This is a genomic window from Rhodopirellula maiorica SM1, from assembly GCF_000346295.1.
Taxonomy (GTDB): Bacteria; Planctomycetota; Planctomycetia; order Pirellulales; family Pirellulaceae; genus Novipirellula; species Novipirellula maiorica.
Genome location: NZ_ANOG01000686.1, coordinates 1 through 2,003, shown reverse-complemented (window position 1 = coordinate 2,003; position 2,003 = coordinate 1). Strand labels below are relative to the sequence as shown.

Below are 2,003 nucleotides of genomic sequence, written 5' to 3'. Positions count from 1 at the left end.
TTGGGATCGTCGCCTATTGACGAATTTTGGGTATTTCGCTTATTTTCTTTGGACACGCCGTTCTTTTGGCACAGGCTTTCGACATGGCACACGAAGCCGGATGCCCTTAGCCCCCCGAACGAGTGAACGCCAGCGTAGCTTCAATTGGCAGAGCATCGCATTCGTAATGCGAGGGTTGCGGGTTCAAATCCCGCCGCTGGCTTCTCAATTAAAGATTCTAATTTAGTGTAAGTTTACCCTCAAACTTACATCCAATCGCTTAAACAGCTCGCGACAGGAGATGCTTCTCGATGAGTGATATCGAACTCGATGTGCTCGATTTGAAAGAGATGGTTCTGGCAAACAATTCGTTTGGTCCATCCGATGTCGCAGCCATTCGTTCTGCGATCACAGAGAATTACGGCCATTTCGGCGAACTTCGCGATGCCGTTAACGAGATGGAAACGGACGAATCGCTCAGTCCGGCGGCCCGAACGAAGATGGGCGTTTGCCTGTTCTTGCTGGGCAAATTCAAATCCGCGTTGGAAACGCTGCAGAACGCTGATGGCAGCGCGATGGCGTTGTTCTATCAAGCGCGTGCTCTGTTTGAATTGAGCCGATACGACGAAGCCATTCCGGTTTACCAGCAAGCCCAAACATCGGGCTACAACACGGATGAATGCAACATCCGTATCGCCGAAGCTCACCGCTACGCGGGTCGCACCGAAAAATCTCTGGAAATCCTCGATAACATCTTCGGGCCTGCTGAGCAGACGTCCGAGTACATGTATCAACGCGCCGCAACGGTTTCCGCCGTGGGTGGACGTTTGGAAGAGGCGCTTGCTCTGTACCAACGCGCCGTGAACACCGACGAAAACCATGCCGGTGCTCTTTTCGGATTGGCACTCGAAAACGACCGAATGGGGAACGACGCCGAAGCACTGAAGTTGTATGAACGTGCGGCAAAGGCGTTTCCAACCGGTATCGGTGCACTGATCAACCTTGGTTTGATCTACGAAGACAACAACCAATTCGACCGCGCCCAAGCGTGCTATCGTCGAATCCTTGAATCGTATCCCGATCATCCTCAAACCAATCTGTATTTGAAGGATGCCGCCGCGACAGGCAATTTGCTGTACGACGAAGAAGCCCAGCGCCGCAACGACCGTTTGGCACAAACGTTGAACATGCCCGTCGCCAACTTTGAACTCAGTGTGCGAAGTCGCAATTGTTTGCAGAAGATGGGCATCGACACGATTGGTGACCTGACACGAACCAGCGAAGCCGAGCTGCTGAGCAGCAAAAACTTTGGCGAAACCAGCTTGGTCGAAATCCGCGAAATGCTGACCAGCAAGGGACTTTCGCTCGGCCAATTTGCTCATGAAAAGAAGAGCAACGATCCGCCGATCGACACCAGCCACATGTCGCCTGACGAGCAGGCGTTGCTTGAGCGTCCGATCTCGGATCTGAATCTTTCGGTTCGTGCTCGCAAGTGCATGGCACGTTTGCAATTGAACTCGATTGGCGAATTGGTTCGCAAAACGGGCGATGAAATGCTCGAGTGCAAGAACTTTGGGGTAACCAGCTTGAACGAAGTCCGTGAGAAGCTAGCCGATCTCGGAATCAAGCTTCGTGGCGACTGAGCCGGATTCGATTTTTGCGGGTCTTGATCCTGCGGCCGGCGATTACGCTGTTGCCGCAGTCGATCGCTTGCTCGAGATGGGCATCTCGAGCAATGCTTCGGACATCCACATTCAACCTCGCAAAGAGGGCTGGGATGTGCTGTTTCGCATCGACGGTGTCTTATCCGTCGCCGATTGGATTCGCGGCGGCAGTCCGGGTGATCCCGTCACACGGCTGATGGTATTGGCGGGGCTGCCGACCTATCGCAGCACCCAACCGATGGAAGGCCGATTGAAATGGCGGAACGAAGCCGGGTCGGTGGGCGAGATTCCGTCGCTGCGGCTGAGTGTTTTTCCGACCGTGCACGGGCCTCGCGCGGTACTGCGTGTGCTCCGCAAAGA

2 protein-coding genes and 1 tRNA gene are annotated in these 2,003 nt (G+C 54.3%); all 3 read left to right on the top strand.

What is annotated here, in order from left to right; all coding sequences use genetic code 11:
- Positions 1-128 precede the first annotated feature (128 nt).
- A tRNA-Thr gene (locus RMSM_RS22095) sits at positions 129-202 on the top strand.
- A gap of 88 nt (positions 203-290) precedes the next feature.
- Positions 291-1,622, top strand: coding sequence for a DNA-directed RNA polymerase subunit alpha C-terminal domain-containing protein (locus tag RMSM_RS22090; protein ID WP_008701580.1), 1,332 nt, complete (start codon positions 291-293; stop codon positions 1,620-1,622).
- A partial coding sequence (locus RMSM_RS22085; RefSeq protein WP_008701577.1) for an ATPase, T2SS/T4P/T4SS family occupies positions 1,612-2,003 on the top strand: 392 nt, incomplete at its 3' end. The genes RMSM_RS22090 and RMSM_RS22085, both read left to right, overlap by 11 nt.